Genomic DNA, 20,144 nt, shown 5'->3' on the forward strand with positions numbered 1-20,144 from the left:
CGCAAGCCCTTCTACAGATCGGCGGGAGCAGCCAGTCGGCCGGCCACTGCGGTCGCGGCGGCGACCGGCGGACTCACCAGGTGGGTACGCCCACCCCGACCCTGGCGACCCTCGAAGTTCCGGTTGGAGGTCGAGGCGGAACGCTGCCCCGGGGAGAGCGTGTCCGGGTTCATGCCCAGGCACATCGAGCAGCCGGCGAAGCGCCACTCGGCACCGGCGTCGGTGAAGACCTTGTCCAGCCCTTCGGCCTCGGCGGCCTCCCGCACGGCGGCGGAGCCGGGCACCACCAGCATGCGTACGCCCTCGGCGACCCGCTGACCGCGCAGCACGTCCGCGGCGGCCCGCAGGTCCTCCAGCCGGCCGTTGGTGCAGGAGCCGACGAAGACCACGTCGACGGCGAGGTCCCGCAGCGGCGTGCCGGGCCGCAGGTCCATGTACTCCAGCGCACGACGGGCGGCGGCCCGCTCCGCGTCGGTGCCGAATTCCTCCGGGTCCGGCACGACCGCGCCCAGCGGGGCACCCTGCCCGGGGTTGGTGCCCCAGGTCACGAACGGGGTGATCTCGGCGGCGTCCAGGACCACCTCGGCGTCGAAGGTCGCGCCCTCGTCGGTGGGCAGCGTCCGCCAGTAGGCCAGCGCCGCGTCCCAGTCGTCGCCGGTAGGCGCGTTGGGCCGCCCCTTGAGGTACGCGAAGGTGGTCTCGTCCGGCGCGATCATGCCGGCCTTGGCACCCCACTCGATCGACATGTTGGCGATGGTCATCCGGCCTTCCATGGACAGCGCCCGGATGGCCTCGCCGCGGTACTCGACGATGTGCCCGCGCCCGCCACCGGTGCCGACCTTGGCGATCAGCGCGAGGACCAGGTCCTTGGCGGTGACGCCGGGGCCGAGCTGACCGTTGACGGTGACCGCCATGGTCTTCGGCCGGGCCTGCGGCAGCGTCTGGGTGGCCAGCACGTGCTCGACCTCACTGGTGCCGATGCCGAAGGCCAGTGCCCCGAAGGCGCCGTGGGTGGCGGTGTGCGAGTCGCCACAGACGATGGTCATGCCGGGCTGGGTGAGCCCGAGCTGCGGGCCGATGACGTGCACGATGCCCTGGTTCTCGTCGCCCAGCGGGTGCAGCTTCACGCCGAACTCGGCGCAGTTGCGGCGCAGCGTCTCGATCTGCGTACGCGAGGTGGGGTCGGCGATGGTGAGCAGGTCACCACGGCGCTGCTGGAACGAGGGATCGGCGTACCCGGTCGGGGTGTTGTGGTCCTCGGTCGCGAGGGTGAGGTCGGTACGGCGCACCGGGCGCCCGGCGAGCCGCAGCCCGTCGAACGCCTGCGGGCTGGTCACCTCGTGCAGCAGGTGCAGGTCGATGAAGAGCAGATCGGGCTCTCCCGCGACAGACCGGACGACATGCGCGTCCCAGACCTTCTCGGCCAAGGTTCTCGGCTGAGTCGTGGCTCCCACCATCTGGACATCCTAAATTCTGGGAGGTAAATTTCGGCTTGTGGGACACAGTATGAGCGGTGTCGGCGTTCTCGACAAGGCGGTGGTCATCCTGGCCGCCTGTGTCGACGGCGCCAGCCTGGCCGAACTCGTTGAACGCACCAAGCTGCCCCGAGCCACCGCACACCGGCTGGCCCAGGCGCTGGAGATCCATCGGATGCTCGTCCGGGACACCCAGGGGCGGTGGCGCCCTGGCCCCCGCCTGGGTGAGCTGGCCAACGCCGCGCCGGACGTCCTGCTGACCGCGGCCGAGCCACTGCTGGCCGCATTGCGGGACGCCACCGGCGAAAGCGCCCAGCTCTACCTTCGCAGAGCGGACGAACGGATCTGTGTGGCCGCCGCCGAGCGGGCCAGCGGCCTGCGGGACACCGTCCCGGTCGGCTCGGTGCTGCCGATGACCGCCGGGTCGGCGGCCCAGATCCTGCTCGCCTGGGAGCCGCCCGAGGCGGTGATGCCGCTGCTGCCCCGGTCCAAGTTCACCGGCCGCACCCTGGCCGAGGTACGCCGCCGAGGCTGGGCGCAGAGCGTCGCCGAACGCGAGGCCGGTGTGGCCAGTGTCTCAGCCCCGATCCGCGACCGTACCGGCCGGGTGATCGCCGCCATCAGCATCTCCGGCCCCATCGAACGCCTCGGCCGCCGCCCCGGCGAACGCCACGCCATGGCCGTCGTCCGAGCCGGCCAACGCCTCTCCGGCCTCTAACCCCGACCCCCTCCCCCGACCCACCCAGACCCCGGTTGATCAAGAGGTTTGCGTCTACGAACAGCCGATTCGAGACGCAAACCTCTTGATCAACTCAGACGGAGGAGGGGGCGTCCGCGGTGGGGTGGGGTGGGGGTGGCCGTCTCGCGCGGGGAAGGGCGCAGTGGGGAGCCGAAAAGCGAAACGGCTCGTCCGAGGTGGGGACGAGCCGTTTCCTACTACCTGTAGCCCCGACCGGATTCGAACCGGCGCTACCGCCTTGAGAGGGCGGCGTCCTGGGCCGCTAGACGACGGGGCCAGAACTTTCCTGGTTCACCGCCGTCTCCGGCGGTGCGGCAGTAGTCTAGCGGCGTTTCCGCGCGCTCGATCAGCGGGGTGGGGTGGGATCGGCGTGCCGGCCGCGAACTGGACCGGACGGCAGGCGTGAGCTGGTCTTCTGCACCCGTGCGGGCCGGGACCCACGTCGGGCCGGAGAGAGCCGGAAAGCGAAACGGCTCGTCCCCAGGTGGAACGAGCCGTGACCTTCTACCTGTAGCCCCGACCGGATTCGAACCGGCGCTACCGCCTTGAGAGGGCGGCGTCCTGGGCCGCTAGACGACGGGGCCAGAACATAATGCGACACCACCTTAGCGGTGGTGCCGCCGAACTCTACCAGACCTCCCGGCCGAATCCCTTTCGGATCTTCGGCCGGATTCCTACCAGAATCCAGCGTCCTCGGTTCTTACGAACCTCGGCTGCGCTGGGGTACCAGGACTCGAACCTAGACTAACTGAACCAGAATCAGTCGGGCTGCCAATTACCCCATACCCCATCGGCCCCTTGCGGTGCCGGGATCAAACTTTACCCTCCCGGCACCGGGAGGCCAAATCGACTTCCCCAAACCGCACCTGACCTGCTGAAACGCCCCGATCAGGTCGCGGATACCACCGGATTGGTCAGGTCGCCGATCCCCTCGATCCGGACGGTCACCGTATCCCCGTCCACGAGCGGGCTAACCCCCGCCGGGGTGCCGGTCAGCACGACGTCACCCGGCAGCAGGGTCATCACGTGCGAGATGTACGACACCAGGGCGGGCACGTCGAAGACCATGTCCCGGGTACGGCCCAGCTGACGGACCTCCATCTCCTCCGGGTCGCGCCCCACCTCACACCGGATCTCCAGGTTGCTCACGTCGAGGCCGGTGGAGATCCACGGCCCGATCGGGCAGAACGAGTCGAATCCCTTGGCGCGGGTCCACTGGCTGTCGGAGCGCTGCAGATCCCGGGCGGTGACGTCGTTGGCGCAGGTGTAGCCGAAGATGGCCCGCTCGGCTGCGGCCCGGTCGGCGCGGCGGGCGCCGGGTGCGCCGATCACCACGGCCAGCTCCGCCTCGTGCTCGACCTGCTTGCTGAACTCGGGCAGCCGGATCGCGTCGCGGGGACCGATGACGGAGGTGGAGGGTTTGAGGAACAGCAGCGGCTCACTCGGCACCTCGCTGCCGTGCTCGGCGGCGTGCTCGGCGTAGTTGCGGCCGACGCAGACCACCTTGCTGGGCAGGATCGGTGAGAGCAGGCGGACGTCGGACAGCGCCCACCGGGGGCCGCTGAACGTTATCTGGCCGAACGGGTGCCCGGAGATCTCGGCGATGGTGAGCCCTTCCGGACCCGCCTCCGACTCCCCCTCGACGACCCCGAACGACATTCCCTTGGCATGAGCGAAACGAGCGATACGCACCCCGCCAATCTAGCCCCGCCCCCGGACCAGCTGCGGCAGCTTACCCCCGACGATCACCCTCGGTGCCGGATTCACCGCTTCGTACCCGCCCGACGACACCGCCCACCTAGCGTCGGCGGCGGAGGTTCGTTCGTATGCCTGCATCGACACGACACCACAGGGCCCTCGCGGCGATCGTGCACTGCGTGGGGTTTCTCACCGCCGCCGTACCGGCGTTGCCGGCGCTCACCACCGCGGACGCCGCGGCGGCGGGGCGTCCGCACCCGGCAGCGGCGACGGCGGAACCCACGATGCCCTCGGCGCCGCCGGCCGTACCGACTCCGACGAGGGTCGCCTCGCCAGTGCCGAAGCCGAAGGTCAGCGTGATGGTCGCACCGGCGAGCACCCCGCAACCCGGCTACCGGATCGAGGTGCGCAACGCCGGCAACGCCCCGGTGGACACCACCGTGCGCCAGGAATTACCCCAGGGGGTGTCGGCGACCGCGATCAGCGACGGCGGTCGGCAGGTACGCCCCGGCGGGTCGACGGCGACCGAGGTGACCTGGCGGGTGAAGTTGCCGCCGCGCAGCACCACCACGCTGGACACCACGCTGACCAGTACGGCGGCCCGGCAACCGGTGACCGCCCCGGCGTGCGCCTTCGCCGTCGACGGTCGTCAGCCGTACGACTGTGCGACCGCCACCTGGACGGCCCCGGGCGCTACCGCGGCGGCACCCTCGACGCAGTCCTCGGGGTGGCGCGGTCAGGTCCCCGCGCTGCTGGCCGGCGCGGCCGTGCTGCTGGCCCTCGCCGTGGTGGGGTTCGCCACCTGGCGGCGTCGGCGGCCCCCGGTCGCGGCCGCGCTGGCCTCGGACGGGCCGGGGCGGATCTATCCGCGACCGGCCGCGCCCCGACCCACCACACGTCGTCGTACCCCGCCGGTCTGGTTGATCGTGCCGGTGGCCGCGACGGTGCTGGCGGCCACGCTCGGCACCGCCGCGTGGACCGCCACCCGGCGGGTCGCCGCGATCGACACCGACAGCCAGCCGACCAACGGGGCGTGGAAGGGCAGCGGGGTCAGCGGCGGGCTGGGCGTGCCGCTGCGCGAGGACGCGTTCGAGTTCACCGTCTACCGGATGACCTGCGATCCGGGTCAGGGCGCCCGGCAGTGCCAGGCCACGGTCGGGGTCCGGAACCTGGCCCCGGAGCACCACAGCTGGCACGGCAAGCTGCAACGGGCGTACCTGGCGAACGGCAACTGGGTCACCACCGACGAGCAGGCCACCCGGCGGGCCAACCAGGGACGGGACGTCTTCGCCGAGCCGATGGCGGCGGGTAGCCGGCTGGTGCTGCCGCTGGTCTTCACCGTCAACGGCGACGAGGCGCCGCAGCGACTGGAGCTGCGCAGCGGGGTCTTCTCCGCCGGAGTGCGGGTGGACGTGCCCTGATCAGCGGTCCGGCGGCGGTCGTACCCTGGGACGGTGACCGCCGCCTGCGCCCCCGCCGGCTCCGACCGCCTGTCGGCTGCCGTCTGGCTGCCTCGCGCACGGGCGCACGAGGAGCGTGCCGACGCACTCACCGCCGGGCACCGCCGGCGGCGGGCCGCGCGGCAACGTCACGCGATCGACGACTTCCTGTACGAGTACTACGGCACCAGGCCATCGGTGCTGCGGCGCTGGCACCCCGGGGTGGGCGTACGGCTGGAGCCGGGACCGGACGGCCCGGCACCGAACGGGCAGTGGCGGTGGTACGTCACCGACTCCGACGGCGCGGTCGGTTTCGACGCGGCGGCGTTCCTCGCCGACCGGGCCGAATCGGTACGCTTCATCAACCGACTGCTCTCCGCGATCGCCACCCGCCCGGCCTTCACCGGCTGCTTCGGGTTGCACGAGTGGGCGATGGTCTACCGCCAACGCGAGCACCGGCACCCGCTCCCGCTGCGACTCGGCCAGGACGGCACCGACGCGGTGGTCGAGGCGCACCAGATCAGGTGCTCGCACTTCGACGCGTTCCGGTTCTTCACCCCCGAGGCCGTCGGCCTCAACCGGCTGCGGCCCACCCGCGCCAGCCAGGTCGACCTCGACCAGCCGGGTTGCCTGCACGCCGCGATGGACTGTCACAAGTGGGCGACCAAGCTCGGCCCCGCCGTCCCCGGTGAGCTGACGTTGGACTGCTTCGAGCTGGCTCGGGACATCCGGCTGCTGGACATGCAGGCGTCGCCGTACGACCTGTCGTCCTACGGGGAGCCGGCGGTGGCCATCGAGACACCGGAGGGCAAGGCCGAGTACGTGACGCGGCAACGCGAGTTCGCGGAGCGCGCCGGTCGACTCCGGGCTCGGCTGATCGAGGTCTGCGCGACGCTGCTGGAGACAGTGGAGCAACCGGCACCGGCCTGACGCCCCCACGCCGAGCCGGACCGAGGCTGCGGGCCAAGCCGAGCCGGACCGAGGCTGCGGGCCAAGCCGAGCCGGACCGAGGCTGCGGGGCCACCTGGTCGGTAGCCCCGCAGCGGTGGTCATGACCGGGAGCAGTGGGCCGTCGGCGTGGTGTTGGTGCTGCCGGCGGAGGCCAGGAAGCCGAAGGTGGTCTGCGCACCGGGCGACAGGGTGCCGTTCCAGGCGGCGTTGCGCGCGGTGACCACTGCGCCGGTCTGGGTCACCTCGGCGCTCCACGCCTGGTTGACCCGCTGACCGTCGGTGTAGTCGAGCCGTACCACCCAACCGGTGAGCGGGGTCGCACCGTTGTTGCTGACCGTCACCTCCGCCTGGAATCCGCCCTGCCACTGGCCGACGAGACGGTAACTCGCCACGCAACCGCCCGGCGGCGGGGTCGCCGTCGGCGTCGGCGTGACCGTCGGAGTGGGCGTGACCGTCGGCGTCGGCGTGACCGTGGGGGTGGGCGTCGGCGTCGGGATGCCGGTCAGGGCCGACACCAGGGCCGGATACCAGCGGTCGGACATCTTCTGGTCGCCGGCGGCGTTGGGATGCACCCCGTCGTAAGTGTCGGTGGCGGTGTTGAAGCCGGTCCACTGGTCCACCACGACGATCGGTGACTGCGTGGTGGTCTTGCCCGCCGCCCAGCCGTCGATGGCGTTGTTGAGGGCCACCGCCCGCTGGCCGCACTCGGGGCAGCTGCTCGGCGCCATCGGGATGATCTTCGCGACCAGGATGCGCATGGTGGGGTTGCTGGCGCGCATCTGATCCACCAGCCTGCTGTAGGCGGCGAGGATCGTGGTCGGGGCGATGTTGCTCCACACGTCGTTGGTGCCGAAGTGCATGAGCACGATGTCCGGGCGGGTCGCCGACAGCCAGCCCGGCAGCAGGTTCTGGTTGGCCACGTTGGTGGCCAGGTAACCGCCGTGGCCCTCGTTGTCCCCGTCGTACGGCTGACCGCAGCCCTGCGGGCCGAGGGTGCCGACGAAGTCGATGGCGGTGTGCCCGGTGGACTGGAGGCGGTTCCAGAGCAGTGCGCGCCAGCAGCCCGGTGAGCCGGTGATGGAGTCGCCGAGCGGCATGATCCGTACCGGATCGGCGAGCGCTGCCGTCGCGGCGACCGGCGAGGCGTACTGGCTGGAGGGGGCGGTCGAGGACGGAGGCGCGGACCAGGCGGTGACGGTGAGGACGACGGCCGCGAAGCCGGCGGCGGCGTTGCGCAGAGACCTACGGAGCATGGTGGTGGAACTCCTGTCACGTGTCGTTGGTGGTGTGACAGCCCGGTCGCTCCCGCGCGCATTCAATCAACAAAAACAAAGAACATCAATGTTTGCGCTGCCATGTCACCGTGTGCCTAGTCGCCGTCCACCCGGCGGTCGCGCTTGCGCTGGGAACGGCGCTTCTTGTCGGCCAGCCGCCGCTCCTTGGCCCCCCGCGACGGCCTGGTCGGCCGACGCGGAGGTGGTGGTGGGGCGACCGCCTCGCGCAGCAGCGCCACCAACCGCTCCCGGGCCGCCTCCCGGTTGGCCAACTGGGCCCGGTGCTCGCTGGCGGCGATGGTCAGCACGCCGTTGACCAACCGCCCGGCGAGCCGGTCCAGCGCCCGGGTCCGCAGCGACTCCGGCAGGCTGGGCGAGCCGGCCAAGTCGAAGCTCAGCTCCACCCGGGAGTCGGCGGTGTTGACGCCCTGCCCGCCCGGCCCGGATGACCGGGAGAAGCGCTCCCGCAACTCGGCGGCGGGCACGACCCACCGATCGGTCACCCGCAGTCCGTCGTCCACGCCCTGAGGCTAGCGCGCCGGCCGCTCGTCGGGAGTACTGCTCGGGTTCGGCGGCGCGGGCTCCGACCCGTCCTCGCCACCGGCTGCGGCGTAGGCGACCGCCCCGATCAGCAGCAGCAGGATCACCCCGATCTTCGTGGTGACCACTTTGATCAGCAACCAGGCGGCACGGCGGGCGCCGGGCACGGTCTTCTTGGCGGTCTGGTAGTCGTTCCAACCCCGCCGGGCACGGGCGTACGACGAGCCCACGCCAGTTCCGATGATGAGGCCCACCAGCAGGAGGACCGCGATGAGAGGACGCTCCACCCACGCCAGTATCCATACTCAGCGTAATATTTCCATTCTCCGATCATCGATCGCCGGAATCCGACAGTTCGCCCGATCTCCCCGTAATCGGACAGTCGCTCTCCGTGATTTCAGCCGCCCTTGCCGATGATCGTGTCGGCGGTCTGCTGCACCTGTTCGATGGGGATGGCGAAGCCGATGCCGATCGAGCCGTTGCCGTCGATGGTGGCGATGGCGGTGTTCACCCCGACCACCTCGCCTCGGGCGTTGACCAGCGGGCCACCGGAGTTGCCCGGGTTGATCGAGGCGTCGGTCTGCACCGCCCGGTGTCGGTTGTCCCCGAGGCGCACCTGGCGGTCGAGCGCGCTGACGATCCCGGCGGTGACCGTGCCGGACAGCCCGAGCGGCGACCCGACGGCCAGCACCGGCTCACCGACCCGGGTCGAGCCCGGCTTGGCCAGTGGCAGCGACGCCAGCCCGGCAGACGCCGGCACCTTCAGCACCGCGAGATCGCTGCCCGGCTCCCGACCGACCACCTCGGCGCTGAACCGGCGGCCGTCCGGCAGTTCCACCGTCACCGGGCCACCGCGCCCCTTGGCCAGGATGTGGTCGTTGGTGATGATGTGCTGCTCGGAGTCGACGGCGAAGCCGGAACCGGTGGCCCCACCCACCAGCACCGACACCACCCCGGGCACGGTCTTCTCGGCGGCGGTGACCAGTTCGGCCGGCACCGGCGCGGCCGACGCCGCGGCCGGTTCGGGAATTCCCCGACTGGCCACCCAACCGCCGGCCACCGCCCCCGAGCCGGTCGACAGGGCCAGCACCGCCAGCCCGGCCATCAGCCGGCGACGCCAACCCCACGCCGCCCCGTCGCGCGTCCCGGCGGCCTGCCCCGTCCCGTCCCCGCCGTACGGGTCGAATTCCGGCGAGACGAACCAGGGCCCACGGGGCTCGCCCAGTCCGGTCTGCACTGCCATACCTACGCTCCTCACGTCTGCGGCCGCTGCCGCCCCGGGCCGACACCGGTCCCGCCGACCGATCCCGGTCGAGCCGACCGACACCGGTCAAGCCAGGTCAGGGCAGGCGGGAAAACCAGCGCATCGAGCCGAACGCCGCGCCCATCGCGAACACCAACCCGAGCCCGATGAACCGGGCCGAGATGTCCTGCCGTTCCTTGCGCCAACCCACCGAACTGCCGATGTCGTCGTAGACGGCATGCAACTCGTCGCTCGTGTCGGCCTGGTGGAAGGCACCCCCGGTCTGCTCGGCCACGGCCTGCAACGTCTCCCCGTCCACCGGCACCTGGATCGGCCGCCCGCCCCGGTCCACGAAGCCACCCGGTGTACCGAACGAGATGGTGTGCACCGGCACCTCGAAGGCGACCGCCTCGGCGGCGGCCTCCATCGGATCCATGCCGGAGGTGTTCGCGCCGTCGGAGAGCACGATGATCCGGGCCGGCGGCGGTTGCGTGGTGGCCTGCTCGTCCAGCGCCTTGACCGCGCCCAGCGAGGTGCTGATCGCCTCCCCGATCGCCGTACCCTGCACCCCGGTGATGCCTTCGGCGAGGCGTCGGATCCCGTCGTGCAGCGCCTCCCGGTCGGTGCTCGGCGGGACCAGCACGGCGGCGCTGCCGGCGAAGGCCACCAGTCCGACGTTGAACTCCCTGGGCAGCCCGTCGACGAAGTCCCGGGCGGCGCTCTTGGCGGCGCTGAGCCGATCCGGGTCGACGTCGGTGGCGAGCATCGAGGTGGAGACGTCCACGGCGACCATCACGGTGGCGCGTTCCCGGGGCACCCGCACCTCGGCCGTCGGCCGGGCGAAGCCGACCACGAGCAACGCCAGCATGGCCAGGAAGAGGCCGGCCGGCAGGTGTCGACGCCAGGTCGGGCGCTGGGGCGCCACCCGGTCGAGCAGGCGCAGGTTGGTGAAGCGGACGGCGTACCGGCTGCGGCGGCGCTGCGCCACCAGGTACGCCACGGCCAGGGCGGCCACCCCGAGCAGCAGCCAGAGCCGGATGGGCGACTCCCAGATCATGCCGCGCCTCCCCGCCTCGGTGCGGCCGGTGCCAGGGCCAGCCGGCGCTGGGTGTGCACGTGCCGCACGATGTCCGCCGCCCAGTCCCGGTCGGTACGCAACGCGAGGTGGGTCGCCCCGGCCCGGCGCAGCGCCTGCCGGAGTTGGTCCCGCTGCGCGGCGGCGGCTGCCGCGTACCGTTCGCGCAGCCCCGGGTCGCCGGTCCAGACCTCGCGTCGCCGGCCGGTCTCGGGGTCGGCGAGCGTGATCAGCCCGACGTCCGGCAGTTCCAGTTCGCGGGGATCGACGACCTCCACCGCGAGCACCTGATGCCGGACGGACAACCGGCGCAGCGGACGTTCCCAGGTGGCCGGTGAGTGTGGATCGTCGGGCAGCCCGTCCAGGAAGTCCGAGATCACCACCACCAGACCTCGCCGGTGGGCCGTCCGGTGCACCGCCGCCAACGCCGTGGACAGGTCGATCTCGTCGGCCGGCCGGTGGCCGTCCGGCTCGCCGGTCTGCCGGGGCGCGGCCAGCAGCCCGCGCAGCAGCCCGATCAGGTGGCTGCGTCCGCCCCGGGCCGGCACCCGGTGCAGCCCGTACGGGGTGAGCACCTGTGCGCCGAGCCGGTTTCCCGCCCCGGCGGTCAGGAAGCCGATGGCGGCGACCGCTGCCACGGCCAGTTCCCGCTTGTCCAGTTCGGCGGTGCCGTACTCCATGCTGGGGCTGGCGTCGACCAGCAGCCAGGTGGTCAGCTCCCGGTCGGCGTCGACCTCCCGCACGTGCGGGACGGTGGTCCGGGCGGTCACCGACCAGTCCATCCGGCGTACCTCGTCCTCACCGGGCCGGTACTCGCGGCTGCCGGCGGGTTCGCTGCCCGGTCCGGGCAGCAGCCCGCGACGCTCGCCGTGCAGCAGGCCGTCGAGGCGGCGGGTGACGGTGAGTTCGAGCCGACGCAGCCGCTGGTTCGGGGTGAGGTCGGTGAGCGTCGGGTCCGCCGCTACGGGCACCGGGACGCGCCCGCGTCTCATCACGCGGCCGCCAGATCGGCGACGTACTCCGGCTGGCCGTTGGCCACCCTCGGCAGCGGCACCACCTCGACCAGTCGGTGCACCACCGCCTCGGCGCTGATCCCGTCGGCGACCGCGTCGAAGGAGAGCACCAGCCGGTGGGCCAGCACGTCCACGGCCAGGTCCCGGACGTCGTCCGGCAGCACGTACTCGCGGCCGCGGAGCAGGGCCTGGGCCCGCGCGGCGGCAACCAGGCCGAGGGTGGCGCGCGGGCTGGCACCGTACGCGAGCAGGGGGGCGATCTCCGGCATGCCGTACCGGGCCGGGTCGCGGGTGGCCAGGATGAGCCGGACGATGTACTCGGCGATGGCGTGGTGGACGAAGACCTGCCGGGCGCGCAGCTGGAGTTCCCGCAACCGGTCCGGCCGCAGCACCTGGTGCGACCGGGGACGGTCGGCGCTCATCCGGTAGAGGATGGCCAACTCGTCAGCGCCGTCCGGATAGTCGACGACGATCTTCATGAGGAAGCGGTCCCGCTGCGCCTCGGGCAGCTGGTAGACCCCCTCCGACTCGATCGGGTTCTGGGTGGCCAGCACGAGGAAGGGCTCCGGCACCGGGTAGCTGCGTCCACCGATCGAGACCTGCCGTTCGGCCATCGCCTCCAGCAGCGCCGACTGCACCTTCGCCGGAGCCCGGTTGATCTCGTCGGCCAGCACCAGGTTCGCCATGATCGGGCCGAGCTCGACGTCGAAGCTCTCCTTCGAGGCCCGGTAGATGCGGGTGCCGACGATGTCCGAGGGCACCAGGTCGGGGGTGAACTGGATCCGGGAGAAGGTGCCGCCGACGACCGTCGCGAGGGTCTGCGCGGCAAGTGTCTTGGCCACCCCGGGAACGCCTTCCAGCAGGCAGTGCCCGTTGGCGAGCAGGGCGATGAGCAGGCGTTCGACGAGCTGATCCTGCCCGACGATCACCCGTCTGACCTCGTTGAGCGTCTGCTCCAGCTCGGCCGCGGTCGCGTCCGGATCGGCCGGGCTGGGCAGGCTGGCCATGGTGTCCGAGATGTCCGTCACGGTGCTTGCTTCCCGAGCCGACCGTCGGACAAACGTCGGAATTTCCGGCCTTCGCACACCCAGACCGCGCGGCAACGCCGTTACGGCCTGGACCGGTCGGGAGCACGCAGACCCGACCGGGCGGCACCGTCGAGGAGTTAACCGGGCACGGCACGCGCCGTCGCCGGCCCCCACGAGAGGGACCGGCGACGGTACGGGTACGACCTGCGGATCAGCGGTGCACGAGGAGGTGGAACGGCAGGTCGGCGGGGCTGCCGGTGGAGTTGCGCGTCTGGATGAAGACGCCGTTGGGGGTCTGCAGGCGAGCCGCCACCACGGCCTCCCCACCCGCCGGGATGCAGCACGCGTCCGGCCGGCCGATCGTGGCGAAGTAGACGCCGCCGGTGACGTTGGAACCGAACTGCACCTCGTACTGCCCGACGCCGTACTTGATGACCACGCCGTCACCGCGCGCCTTGGTGCCGTTGCCGTTGACCACCGTGGCGTAGAAGCCGACCGCCTGGGTGCCGATCGAGTCGCCCTTGGCCAACGCGGCCTTGGCGCTCTTCAGCGACGCTGCGGTGACCGCCGGCTGCTGGCCACCCCGGGCGGCCGTCTCGACTGCTCCGTTCGTGGGCTTCGCCGCAGCGATCCCGCCGCCGGCCAGGGCCAGCGCCAGGGCTGCGATCGCCACCACAGCCGCCTTACGTCGGAAAAAACCGGTCATGACAAATCTCCTTGTGACCGTGGGATGCGGCCGACCCGCCAGATGGGGATCGGATATTGCCTGACTCCAGGCGGGCGACAATGGGCGAAATCCCGGCGGGGACCGCGCCTTCAGCAGACCGACCAAATAGTGGCGAACATGGGGCCTGACCTGGGATTACCACCCCCGACATGCTGCCCGACCAGCAGAAACGTAACACCGGAAAACGCCAATGGTCAACGTTCGATCATGGACAGAATCAACCGGATGAAACCGTCGGGGCAATAATGAAAAGCGAAGGATCGCTCATTCATGAAATTGCTCTGCTCGTTCGGGACCGCCCGCTGCCGTTCTTTCGCCGGCACCGTGCGCGGCATCGACCCGATAGCCTCCACGCTGTGAAGATCACCGACGCGGGACGCCGACGGATCGGCACCACGATCTGCTGGCTCGCCGTGGCACCGGGCGCCGGCTGGGCCCTCGCCCGAGTGGCGGGCCTGGACCGCGGGCCACTTGTGCAGTTGCTGGCGTTCACGCCGTACGCGCTGCTCGGGACTCTGCTGCCGCTGCTGCTCGCGCTCGCCCTGCGGCGCCGCTGGCCGGCGGTGGTCGCGGCGGTGGTCACCACGACGCTGGTCGCGGTGGTGGTGCCCCGGGCGCTACCGTCGGCGCAGCCGGCGGTCACCGGCGCGACGGTACGGCTGCTCACCGCCAACCTGCTGGCCGGCGCCGCCGACCCGGCCGCAGTGGTCGACCTGGTCCGCACCGAGCGGGTCGACGTGCTGGTCGTGCAGGAGTTCACCCCGTCGGCGCAGGCCGAACTGGACCGGCTCGGCCTCGACCGGCTGCTGCCGTACCGGCACCTCAACCCGGTGGTGGGCACGCCCGGCTCGGGCCTGTACGCCCGGCATCCGATCAGCGGCGGCGGCATCCGCACGCTGCGCGGTGGCTGGGGTTTCACCCAGGCGTACGCGACGGTCGCCGTCCCGGGCGCACCCGAGGTACGCGTCGAGTCGGCGCACCCGGCGGCGCCGTACGCGGTGGACCAGACCGGCTACTGGCGCGCCGACCTGGCCGCTCAACCACCGGCCACCCCGCAGGGGGCGCTGAGCATCCTCGCCGGAGACTTCAACGCCACCCTCGACCACGGGCCGCTACGCGCGCTGCTGCGTACCGGCTACGTCGACGCCGGCGCGGCGGTCGGCGCCGGGCTCGTCGGGACCTGGGGGCCGTACGACGGCGACCGCATCCCGCCCGTCACGATCGACCACGTGCTCGTCGACCGGCGCATCGCGGTACGCGACGTGACCGTCCACCCGCTGCCCGGCAGCGACCACCGCATGATCCTGGCCGAACTGGCCCTTCCTCACGCCCTGCCGAGGCCGTAGGTGAGGGCGTCGACGAGCGCGTGCCAGCTCGCCTCGACCACGTTGGGGTGCACGCCGACAGTGGTCCAGCCGCCGCCACGGCCGTCCGCCGTCTCGACAAGCACCCGGGTCACCGCGCCGGTGCCGTGGCTGCCCTCCAGGATGCGCACCTTGTAGTCGGCCAGCTCGAAGTCCCGCAACTCCGGGTAGTGGCGGCCCAGGCCGACCCGCAGCGCCTCGTCGAGGGCGTTGACCGGGCCGTTGCCCTCCGCCGTGGCGATCACCCGCTCACCGCGTACCCGGATCTTCACCGTCGCCTCGGAGACCACCGCGCCGTCCTCGCGGTGCTCGACAAGCACCCGGTACGACTCCAGCGCGAACGGCCGTACCGGCGCGGCGTCCGGCAGTTCGGAGCGGACCAGCAGCTCGAACGAGGCGTCCGCCGCCTCGAACGACCAGCCGCCGGCCTCCAACTCCTTGACCCGGTTGGTGACCCGGGACAGCGCCTCCGGATGGCCGGCCAGATCCAGCCCGAGCTCGCGACTCTTGAGCTCGATGCTGGCCCGGCCGGCCATCTCGGTGACGAGGATCCGCATGTCGTTGCCCACCACCTCGGGTTCGACGTGGTTGTAGAGCAGCGGATCCACCTTGATCGCACTCGCGTGCAGTCCCGCCTTGTGAGCGAAGGCTGCGGCCCCGGCGTACGCCTGGTGGGTGTCGGGGGCGATGTTGGCGATCTCAGCGATGGCGTGGGACACCCGCACCATCTGCTCCAGGCAGCCCTCCGGTAGGACCGGCAGCCCGAGCTTGAGTTGAAGGTTCGCAACGACCGCGAAGATGTCGGCGTTGCCCGGCCGCTCGCCGTACCCGTTGGCGGTGCCCTGCACGTGGCGTACGCCCGCCTCGACGGCGGCGATGGTGTTGGCCACCGCGCAGGCGGTGTCGTTCTGGGCGTGCATGCCGAGCAGTTCGGGGGCCACCCCGATGCGGTCGGTCAGGTCGGTGATGGCCGCCGTGACCTGCGAGGGCAGCATTCCGCCGTTGGTGTCGCAGAGCACGAACCGCTCGGCGCCGGCGGCGAGCGCGGTCTCCACCACCGACGCCGTGTACGCCGGGTCGTAGCGGTAGCCGTCGTAGAAGTGCTCCCCGTCGACGAAGACCCGACGGCCCTCGGCGACCAGGTGGGTGACCGTGTCGTGGATCATCGCCAGGTTCTCCTTGGCGGTGGTCCGCAGCGCCCGCTCGACGTGTCGCAGGTCGGCCTTGGCGACCAGCGCGATCGCCGGGGTCTGCGCGTCCAGCAGGCCACGCACCTGGGGATCGTCGGCGGCGACCGTGTTGGCCCGGCGGGTCGCACCGAAGGCGACAAGCACCGCGTGCCGCAGGTCCAGCTCGGTGCGGGCCCGGCGGAAGAACTCGGTGTCCTTGGGCACCGCGCCCGGCCAACCACCCTCGATGAACCCGACGCCGAACTCGTCGAGCAGTCGCGCCACGGCGAGCTTGTCGACCACCGAGTAGCTGACCCCCTCGCGCTGGGCACCGTCGCGCAGGGTCGTGTCGTAGACCTGGAACGTCATGGGGATCCCTTCATCTGGCACCGGCCGGCGCAACAAAAAGACCCCCCGCGGGTGCGGGAGGTCTGCGCGCTCGGCGGAGGGAAGGCCGGCGCGCTAGTTGCCAATAATGCGGGCGGTGCTGTTCACGCTCTGCACTCTGCCACTCGGCAGCGGATCTGGGAGGCAGAATCCACATCTCGGGACGATGAGTTCGGTCTCATTCTGTGTCACGGGTGTAGGCCGAGTCGTACGGGGTAGGAGTTTTCGGGACAACGAAACACGTACCTCCGAGACGACTGATCAAGTCGAGGCAGGAGAGATCCCATGGACAGGCTCGACCCGAACACCACGAACGCCACGCCGGACCCCGCGCTGCGCGCCGTTGACCGGGACGTGGTCACCACCGGCGGCGCCACCAGCGCCTTCGACCCGTGGAGCTACCGCGACGAGGCCGGGGTCGCCGGCACCAACCTGATCGGCTACAAGGTCGAGGCCACCGACGGCTCGATCGGCAAGATCGACAGCGACAGCAGCGAGGTCAACGCCAGCTACCTGGTGGTCGACACCGGGCCGTGGATCTTCGGCAAGAAGGTCATGCTGCCGGCCGGGACGGTCAACCACGTCGACCACGACGAGCAGAAGGTCTACGTCGACCGCAGCAAGGACCAGATCAAGGCCGCGCCGGAGTACGACGACACGATCAACGACCCGACGTACCGGGACAAGCTCGGCGGGTACTACAACGACACCTACGCCGCGACCCCGCCCGGCGGTCTTCGCTGAGGCAGTCTGACGCACTGAATCGGTGTAACGGCCGGTGGGAATGGCTCTCACCGGCCGTTACCGTGTCCGGATGGACGCGATCGAAGACAGACGCAGAATCCCCTTCACCGCGATGTTCAACTTCCGCGACGTGGGCGGCTATCGCGGCCTGGACGGACGCACGGTGCCCTTCGGCCGGCTGTACCGCTCCGACTCCCTGCACCGGATGGACGGCGCGGACCGGGACGCGTTCAGCGCCCTCGGCGTACGCACGGTCGTCGACCTGCGCCGCCCGCAGGAGGTCGAACGCGACGGGCGGGTCCCCGACCTCGACGGTCTGGCCTACCGCCACATCCACCCCGAGCACGCGGACTGGTCCACCCAGCCGTACCAGCCGGAGCAGAATCTCGCCCGCTACCTCGCCGACCGGTACGCCGACCTGGCCCGTACCGGCACCACCGGGATCGGCCAGGCGATCGGCCTGATCGCCGACAGCGCCAACGCGCCGGTGGTGGTGCACTGCGTGGCGGGCAAGGACCGCACCGGCATCGTCTGCGGTCTCACTCTCTCGGCGCTCGGTGTCGACGACGCCGAGATCGCTGCGGACTACGCGCTGAGCAGCGAGGCGTCGCAGCGTTTCGCCGCCTGGGTCGCCACCGCCTACCCCAACCTGTCCCGGCTGCCCGCCGCCTACCTGGCCTCGCCGGCCGAGACGATGCTGCTGTTCCTGGCCGAGATTCGGGAAGGGTACGGGTCGGTCGACGACTACCTGCGCCACGCCGGGGTCACCGACGAGCAACTCGCCGCGCTCCGCACCCACCTGCTCAGCTGAAGGACATGGGCCCCTGCTCTCGTCGAGCAGGGGCCCATGTCGTACGACTCAGAAGACGCGGTGCACCCAGTTGTGGGGGTCGGCGGCCTTGCCGCGCTGGAGGTCGACCAGTTGCTGGCGCAGCGCCATGGTGACCGTGCCGGGCTCGCCACCGCCCATGGTGAACTCCCCGTCCGGGAAGCGGACCCGACCGATGGGCGTGATCACCGCGGCGGTGCCGCAGGCGAAGACCTCACGCAGCCGACCGCTGACCGCGTCCGCCTGCCAGTCGGCGAAGCTCACCGGCCGCTCCTGCACGGTGTGGCCGGCCGCCGATGCCAGGGTGAGCACCGACTCCCGGGTGATGCCGGGCAGGATCGTGCCGGTCAGCGGTGGGGTCACCACCGAGCCGTCGTCGTAGACGAAGAAGACGTTCATGCCGCCCAATTCGTCGACGTACCGGCGCTCCACCGCGTCGAGGAAGACCACCTGCTCACAGCCGTGCTCGGCGGCCTCGGCCTGGGCGGCAAGCGAGGCCGCGTAGTTGCCGCCGCACTTCGCCGCGCCGGTGCCGCCGGGGGCGGCGCGGGTGTAGTCGGGCGACACCCAGACCGTCACCGGCTTGACCCCGCCGGAGAAGTACGCGCCCACCGGCGAGGCGATCACCGCGTAAAGGTATTCGTTGGCCGGGCGGACGCCGAGGAAGACCTCGCTGGCGAACATGAACGGCCGCAGGTAGAGGCTGCCGTCCTCGCCCTCCGGAATCCACTCCCGGTCGATCTCGATCAGTCGGTGCAGCGAGTCGACGAAGGTCTGCTCGGGCAGCGTCGGCATGGCCATCCGGGTGGCCGAGGTGTTGAACCGGGCCGCGTTGGCGTACGGCCGGAACATCGTCACCCCGCCGTCGGCCGTGCGGTACGCCTTCATCCCCTCGAAGATCTCCTGCGCGTAGTGCAGCACCGCGCTGGCGGGATCCATCGGGATCGGGCCCCGCGCCTCGACCCGGGCGTCGTACCAGCCCTTGCCGTCGGCGTAGCGGATGGTGACCATGTGGTCGGTGAAGACCCGGCCGAACCCGGGGTTGGCCAGCAGTGCGTCCCGGTCGGCGGCGGATACCGGCGCGGGATTCGGACGGATCTCGAAGTCGAGCTTGTCACCACCGCTCATCGCGCTGACCTCCCTGGGGGATGACGGCATGCGCCGACCGCACGCCGCAAAGATATGTGCCAGAAACTTACCCCGAACGGTCGTTCAGCGGGTAGGCGCACCGGTCGGTGGCACCGTCGGGTTCCCGCTTCGAGGCGACCGTTCGACAGGTCGCGATCCGCTACCGCCGGTTACGACGGTCGGTCGGAGTCAGGCCGCTACCTGGGCGGCGATCCGGTCGCCCACCTCGGCGGTGCGTACCGCCTCGCCCGGGGTACGGGCGGCCAGTTCCGCGCCGACCGCGGCGGTGATCCTGGCTGCGGCGTCGGCGTGCCCGAGCTGGTCGAGCAGCAACGCGGCGGAGAGTACGGCGGCGACCGGGTCGGCCAGCCCACGCCCGGCGATGTCCGGCGCGGAGCCGTGTACCGGCTCGAACATCGACGGGTAGGTGCCGTCGGGGTTGATGCTGCCGCTGGCGGCCAGGCCGATCCCGCCGGTGACCGCGGCGGCGATGTCGGTGAGGATGTCACCGAAGAGGTTGTCGGTGACCACCACGTCGTAGCGCTGGGGCTGGGTCACCAGGAACATCGCGGCGGCGTCGACGTGCTGGTACTCGGTGCTCACGTCCGGGTACTCGGCGGCGACCGCCTCGAAGGCACGAGCCCACAGCGAGCCGGCGTGGGTGAGCACGTTGGTCTTGTGCACCAGGGTCACCTTGCGCCGTTCGCGGCGGCCGGCCCGGGCGAAGGCGTCGCGGACGACCCGCTCCACCCCGTGTCGGGTGTTCAGGCTCTCCTCGGTGGCCACCTCGGCCGGGGTGTCGCGGTGCAGCGTGCCACCGGCGCCGGCGTACAGCCCCTCGGTGCCCTCGCGGACGACCACCAGGTCGACCTCGCCGGGCTTGACCGTGGCCAGCGGGCTGGTCACACCGGGCCAGAGCCGCGACGGCCGGAGGTTGACGTACTGGTCGAAGGAGAAGCGCAGCTTGAGCAGCAGGCCCCGCTCCAGCACGCCGGGCGGGACGGTGGGGTCGCCGACCGCGCCGAGCAGGATGGCGTCGTGCCCGGCCAGCTCGGTCAACACCGAGTCCGGCAGCACCTCGCCGGTGCGGTGGTAACGTGCCGCACCGAGGTCGTACTCGGTTGCCTCGACCCCGGGCAGGGCCGCATCGATGACCTTGCGGGCCTCCGCGACCACCTCGGGTCCGATCCCGTCCCCGGCCACCACCGCGATGCGTGCCACGTCCGTCAGCTCCTTCGCTCGTATCGGCTAGACGGTACGCCGCCGTCCCGCCCCCCGGTACGAGTGTTCCACTTTTCGGGATACGAGACACACACAGCAG

The 20,144-nt window shown here is 71.4% G+C and carries 20 protein-coding genes and 3 tRNA genes; 6 read left to right on the forward strand and 17 right to left on the reverse strand.

Annotated elements, in window-relative coordinates; all coding sequences use genetic code 11:
- Window positions 1–11: 11 nt before the first annotated feature.
- On the reverse strand, window positions 12–1,457 hold the full coding sequence (leuC, locus tag JMF97_RS02010; RefSeq protein ID WP_203219945.1) for a 3-isopropylmalate dehydratase large subunit: 1,446 nt from the start codon (window positions 1,455–1,457) through the stop codon (window positions 12–14).
- Window positions 1,458–1,506: 49 nt separating this feature from the next.
- Here leuC and JMF97_RS02015 point away from each other — a divergent pair, with 49 nt between their 5' ends.
- On the forward strand, window positions 1,507–2,193 hold the full coding sequence (locus JMF97_RS02015) for an IclR family transcriptional regulator (RefSeq protein WP_013284529.1): 687 nt from the start codon (window positions 1,507–1,509) through the stop codon (window positions 2,191–2,193).
- Between the two features lie 225 nt (window positions 2,194–2,418).
- On the opposite strand, the gene JMF97_RS02020 is transcribed toward JMF97_RS02015, so the two are convergent.
- From JMF97_RS02020 to JMF97_RS02035, 4 genes are all read right to left on the reverse strand, one after another.
- A tRNA-Glu gene (locus JMF97_RS02020) sits at window positions 2,419–2,491 on the reverse strand.
- 234 nt (window positions 2,492–2,725) lie between these two features.
- Window positions 2,726–2,798 (reverse strand) — tRNA-Glu (locus tag JMF97_RS02025).
- 134 nt (window positions 2,799–2,932) lie between these two features.
- Window positions 2,933–3,004 (reverse strand) — tRNA-Gln (locus tag JMF97_RS02030).
- A 98-nt stretch (window positions 3,005–3,102) separates the two neighbouring features.
- A complete protein-coding gene (locus JMF97_RS02035; RefSeq protein ID WP_203219946.1) occupies window positions 3,103–3,906 on the reverse strand; it encodes a fumarylacetoacetate hydrolase family protein in 804 nt (267 codons plus the stop codon).
- A 134-nt stretch (window positions 3,907–4,040) separates the two neighbouring features.
- On the opposite strand from JMF97_RS02035, the gene JMF97_RS02040 reads away from it, so the two are divergent.
- Together JMF97_RS02040 and JMF97_RS02045 are read left to right on the forward strand one after the other, a co-directional pair.
- Window positions 4,041–5,333: a hypothetical protein gene (locus JMF97_RS02040; RefSeq protein ID WP_203219947.1), complete on the forward strand. Its 1,293-nt coding sequence runs from the start codon at window positions 4,041–4,043 to the stop codon at window positions 5,331–5,333.
- 33 nt (window positions 5,334–5,366) lie between these two features.
- Entirely contained in the window at window positions 5,367–6,281 is a 915-nt protein-coding gene (locus JMF97_RS02045; RefSeq protein WP_203219948.1) for a 3-methyladenine DNA glycosylase, read from the forward strand.
- Between the two features lie 119 nt (window positions 6,282–6,400).
- Here JMF97_RS02045 and JMF97_RS02050 read toward each other — a convergent pair whose 3' ends face one another.
- The 9 genes from JMF97_RS02050 to JMF97_RS02090 all read right to left on the reverse strand — a co-directional run bounded on the left by JMF97_RS02050 (window position 6,401) and on the right by JMF97_RS02090 (window position 13,555).
- Window positions 6,401–7,555, reverse strand: a complete 1,155-nt coding sequence (locus JMF97_RS02050) for a cellulose binding domain-containing protein (protein ID WP_203219949.1) — start codon at window positions 7,553–7,555, stop codon at window positions 6,401–6,403.
- A gap of 116 nt (window positions 7,556–7,671) precedes the next feature.
- On the reverse strand, window positions 7,672–8,097 hold the full coding sequence (gene arfB, locus JMF97_RS02055) for an alternative ribosome rescue aminoacyl-tRNA hydrolase ArfB (protein WP_203219950.1): 426 nt from the start codon (window positions 8,095–8,097) through the stop codon (window positions 7,672–7,674).
- A gap of 9 nt (window positions 8,098–8,106) precedes the next feature.
- Complete coding sequence (locus tag JMF97_RS02060; RefSeq protein ID WP_203219951.1) at window positions 8,107–8,403, reverse strand: hypothetical protein; 297 nt, start codon at window positions 8,401–8,403, stop codon at window positions 8,107–8,109.
- 110 nt (window positions 8,404–8,513) lie between these two features.
- The gene (locus JMF97_RS02065) at window positions 8,514–9,359 is read right to left on the reverse strand and encodes a S1C family serine protease (RefSeq protein WP_203219952.1); all 846 of its coding nucleotides are present in this window, start codon (window positions 9,357–9,359) and stop codon (window positions 8,514–8,516) included.
- Window positions 9,360–9,456: 97 nt separating this feature from the next.
- The gene (locus tag JMF97_RS02070) at window positions 9,457–10,416 is read right to left on the reverse strand and encodes a VWA domain-containing protein (RefSeq protein WP_013732043.1); all 960 of its coding nucleotides are present in this window, start codon (window positions 10,414–10,416) and stop codon (window positions 9,457–9,459) included.
- Window positions 10,413–11,426, reverse strand: coding sequence for a DUF58 domain-containing protein (locus JMF97_RS02075; protein ID WP_203219953.1), 1,014 nt, complete (start codon window positions 11,424–11,426; stop codon window positions 10,413–10,415). Before JMF97_RS02075 ends, JMF97_RS02070 begins: the two co-directional genes overlap by 4 nt.
- On the reverse strand, window positions 11,426–12,475 hold the full coding sequence (locus JMF97_RS02080; protein WP_203219954.1) for an AAA family ATPase: 1,050 nt from the start codon (window positions 12,473–12,475) through the stop codon (window positions 11,426–11,428). The genes JMF97_RS02075 and JMF97_RS02080 overlap by 1 nt, the downstream gene beginning before the upstream one ends.
- A 211-nt stretch (window positions 12,476–12,686) precedes the next feature.
- On the reverse strand, window positions 12,687–13,181 hold the full coding sequence (locus JMF97_RS02085; RefSeq protein ID WP_203219955.1) for a hypothetical protein: 495 nt from the start codon (window positions 13,179–13,181) through the stop codon (window positions 12,687–12,689).
- 215 nt (window positions 13,182–13,396) lie between these two features.
- Complete coding sequence (locus JMF97_RS02090) at window positions 13,397–13,555, reverse strand: hypothetical protein (RefSeq protein WP_203219956.1); 159 nt, start codon at window positions 13,553–13,555, stop codon at window positions 13,397–13,399.
- Between the two features lie 3 nt (window positions 13,556–13,558).
- On the opposite strand from JMF97_RS02090, the gene JMF97_RS02095 reads away from it, so the two are divergent.
- Entirely contained in the window at window positions 13,559–14,548 is a 990-nt protein-coding gene (locus JMF97_RS02095) for an endonuclease/exonuclease/phosphatase family protein (RefSeq protein WP_203219957.1), read from the forward strand.
- On the opposite strand, the gene cimA is transcribed toward JMF97_RS02095, so the two are convergent.
- Complete coding sequence (gene cimA, locus JMF97_RS02100; protein WP_203219958.1) at window positions 14,527–16,104, reverse strand: citramalate synthase; 1,578 nt, start codon at window positions 16,102–16,104, stop codon at window positions 14,527–14,529. The genes JMF97_RS02095 and cimA overlap by 22 nt on opposite strands.
- 303 nt (window positions 16,105–16,407) lie before the next feature.
- Here cimA and JMF97_RS02105 point away from each other — a divergent pair, with 303 nt between their 5' ends.
- Together JMF97_RS02105 and JMF97_RS02110 are read left to right on the forward strand one after the other, a co-directional pair.
- Window positions 16,408–16,866, forward strand: coding sequence for a PRC-barrel domain-containing protein (locus JMF97_RS02105; RefSeq protein ID WP_203219959.1), 459 nt, complete (start codon window positions 16,408–16,410; stop codon window positions 16,864–16,866).
- Between the two features lie 40 nt (window positions 16,867–16,906).
- Entirely contained in the window at window positions 16,907–17,677 is a 771-nt protein-coding gene (locus JMF97_RS02110) for a tyrosine-protein phosphatase (protein WP_203220293.1), read from the forward strand.
- A gap of 48 nt (window positions 17,678–17,725) precedes the next feature.
- On the opposite strand, the gene JMF97_RS02115 is transcribed toward JMF97_RS02110, so the two are convergent.
- Both JMF97_RS02115 and JMF97_RS02120 read right to left on the reverse strand, forming a co-directional pair.
- The gene (locus JMF97_RS02115) at window positions 17,726–18,823 is read right to left on the reverse strand and encodes a branched-chain amino acid aminotransferase (protein ID WP_203219960.1); all 1,098 of its coding nucleotides are present in this window, start codon (window positions 18,821–18,823) and stop codon (window positions 17,726–17,728) included.
- Window positions 18,824–19,012: 189 nt separating this feature from the next.
- Window positions 19,013–20,044 carry a 3-isopropylmalate dehydrogenase gene (locus tag JMF97_RS02120; protein WP_203219961.1) on the reverse strand — a complete coding sequence of 344 codons (1,032 nt, stop codon included), beginning with the start codon at window positions 20,042–20,044 and terminating at the stop codon, window positions 19,013–19,015.
- Window positions 20,045–20,144: the final 100 nt, after the last annotated feature.

This window comes from Micromonospora fiedleri (assembly GCF_016774385.1).
GTDB classification, from domain to species: Bacteria; Actinomycetota; Actinomycetes; order Mycobacteriales; family Micromonosporaceae; genus Micromonospora; species Micromonospora gifhornensis.

Excerpts from the sequence above, each read along its gene's own strand:
- JMF97_RS02105 (WP_203219959.1), top strand. The coding sequence starts at position 16,408 with ATGGACAGGCTCGACCCGAACACCACGAACGCCACGCCGGACCCCGCG.
- JMF97_RS02015 (WP_013284529.1), top strand. The coding sequence starts at position 1,507 with ATGAGCGGTGTCGGCGTTCTCGACAAGGCGGTGGTCATCCTGGCCGCC.
- JMF97_RS02065 (WP_203219952.1), bottom strand. The coding sequence starts at position 9,359 with ATGGCAGTGCAGACCGGACTGGGCGAGCCCCGTGGGCCCTGGTTCGTC.
- leuC (WP_203219945.1), bottom strand. The coding sequence starts at position 1,457 with ATGGTGGGAGCCACGACTCAGCCGAGAACCTTGGCCGAGAAGGTCTGG.
- JMF97_RS02070 (WP_013732043.1), bottom strand. The coding sequence starts at position 10,416 with ATGATCTGGGAGTCGCCCATCCGGCTCTGGCTGCTGCTCGGGGTGGCC.
- cimA (WP_203219958.1), bottom strand. The coding sequence starts at position 16,104 with ATGACGTTCCAGGTCTACGACACGACCCTGCGCGACGGTGCCCAGCGC.
- JMF97_RS02110 (WP_203220293.1), top strand. The coding sequence starts at position 16,907 with ATGGCTCTCACCGGCCGTTACCGTGTCCGGATGGACGCGATCGAAGAC.
- JMF97_RS02115 (WP_203219960.1), bottom strand. The coding sequence starts at position 18,823 with ATGAGCGGTGGTGACAAGCTCGACTTCGAGATCCGTCCGAATCCCGCG.
- JMF97_RS02040 (WP_203219947.1), top strand. The coding sequence starts at position 4,041 with ATGCCTGCATCGACACGACACCACAGGGCCCTCGCGGCGATCGTGCAC.
- JMF97_RS02050 (WP_203219949.1), bottom strand. The coding sequence starts at position 7,555 with ATGCTCCGTAGGTCTCTGCGCAACGCCGCCGCCGGCTTCGCGGCCGTC.
- JMF97_RS02075 (WP_203219953.1), bottom strand. The coding sequence starts at position 11,426 with ATGAGACGCGGGCGCGTCCCGGTGCCCGTAGCGGCGGACCCGACGCTC.
- JMF97_RS02085 (WP_203219955.1), bottom strand. The coding sequence starts at position 13,181 with ATGACCGGTTTTTTCCGACGTAAGGCGGCTGTGGTGGCGATCGCAGCC.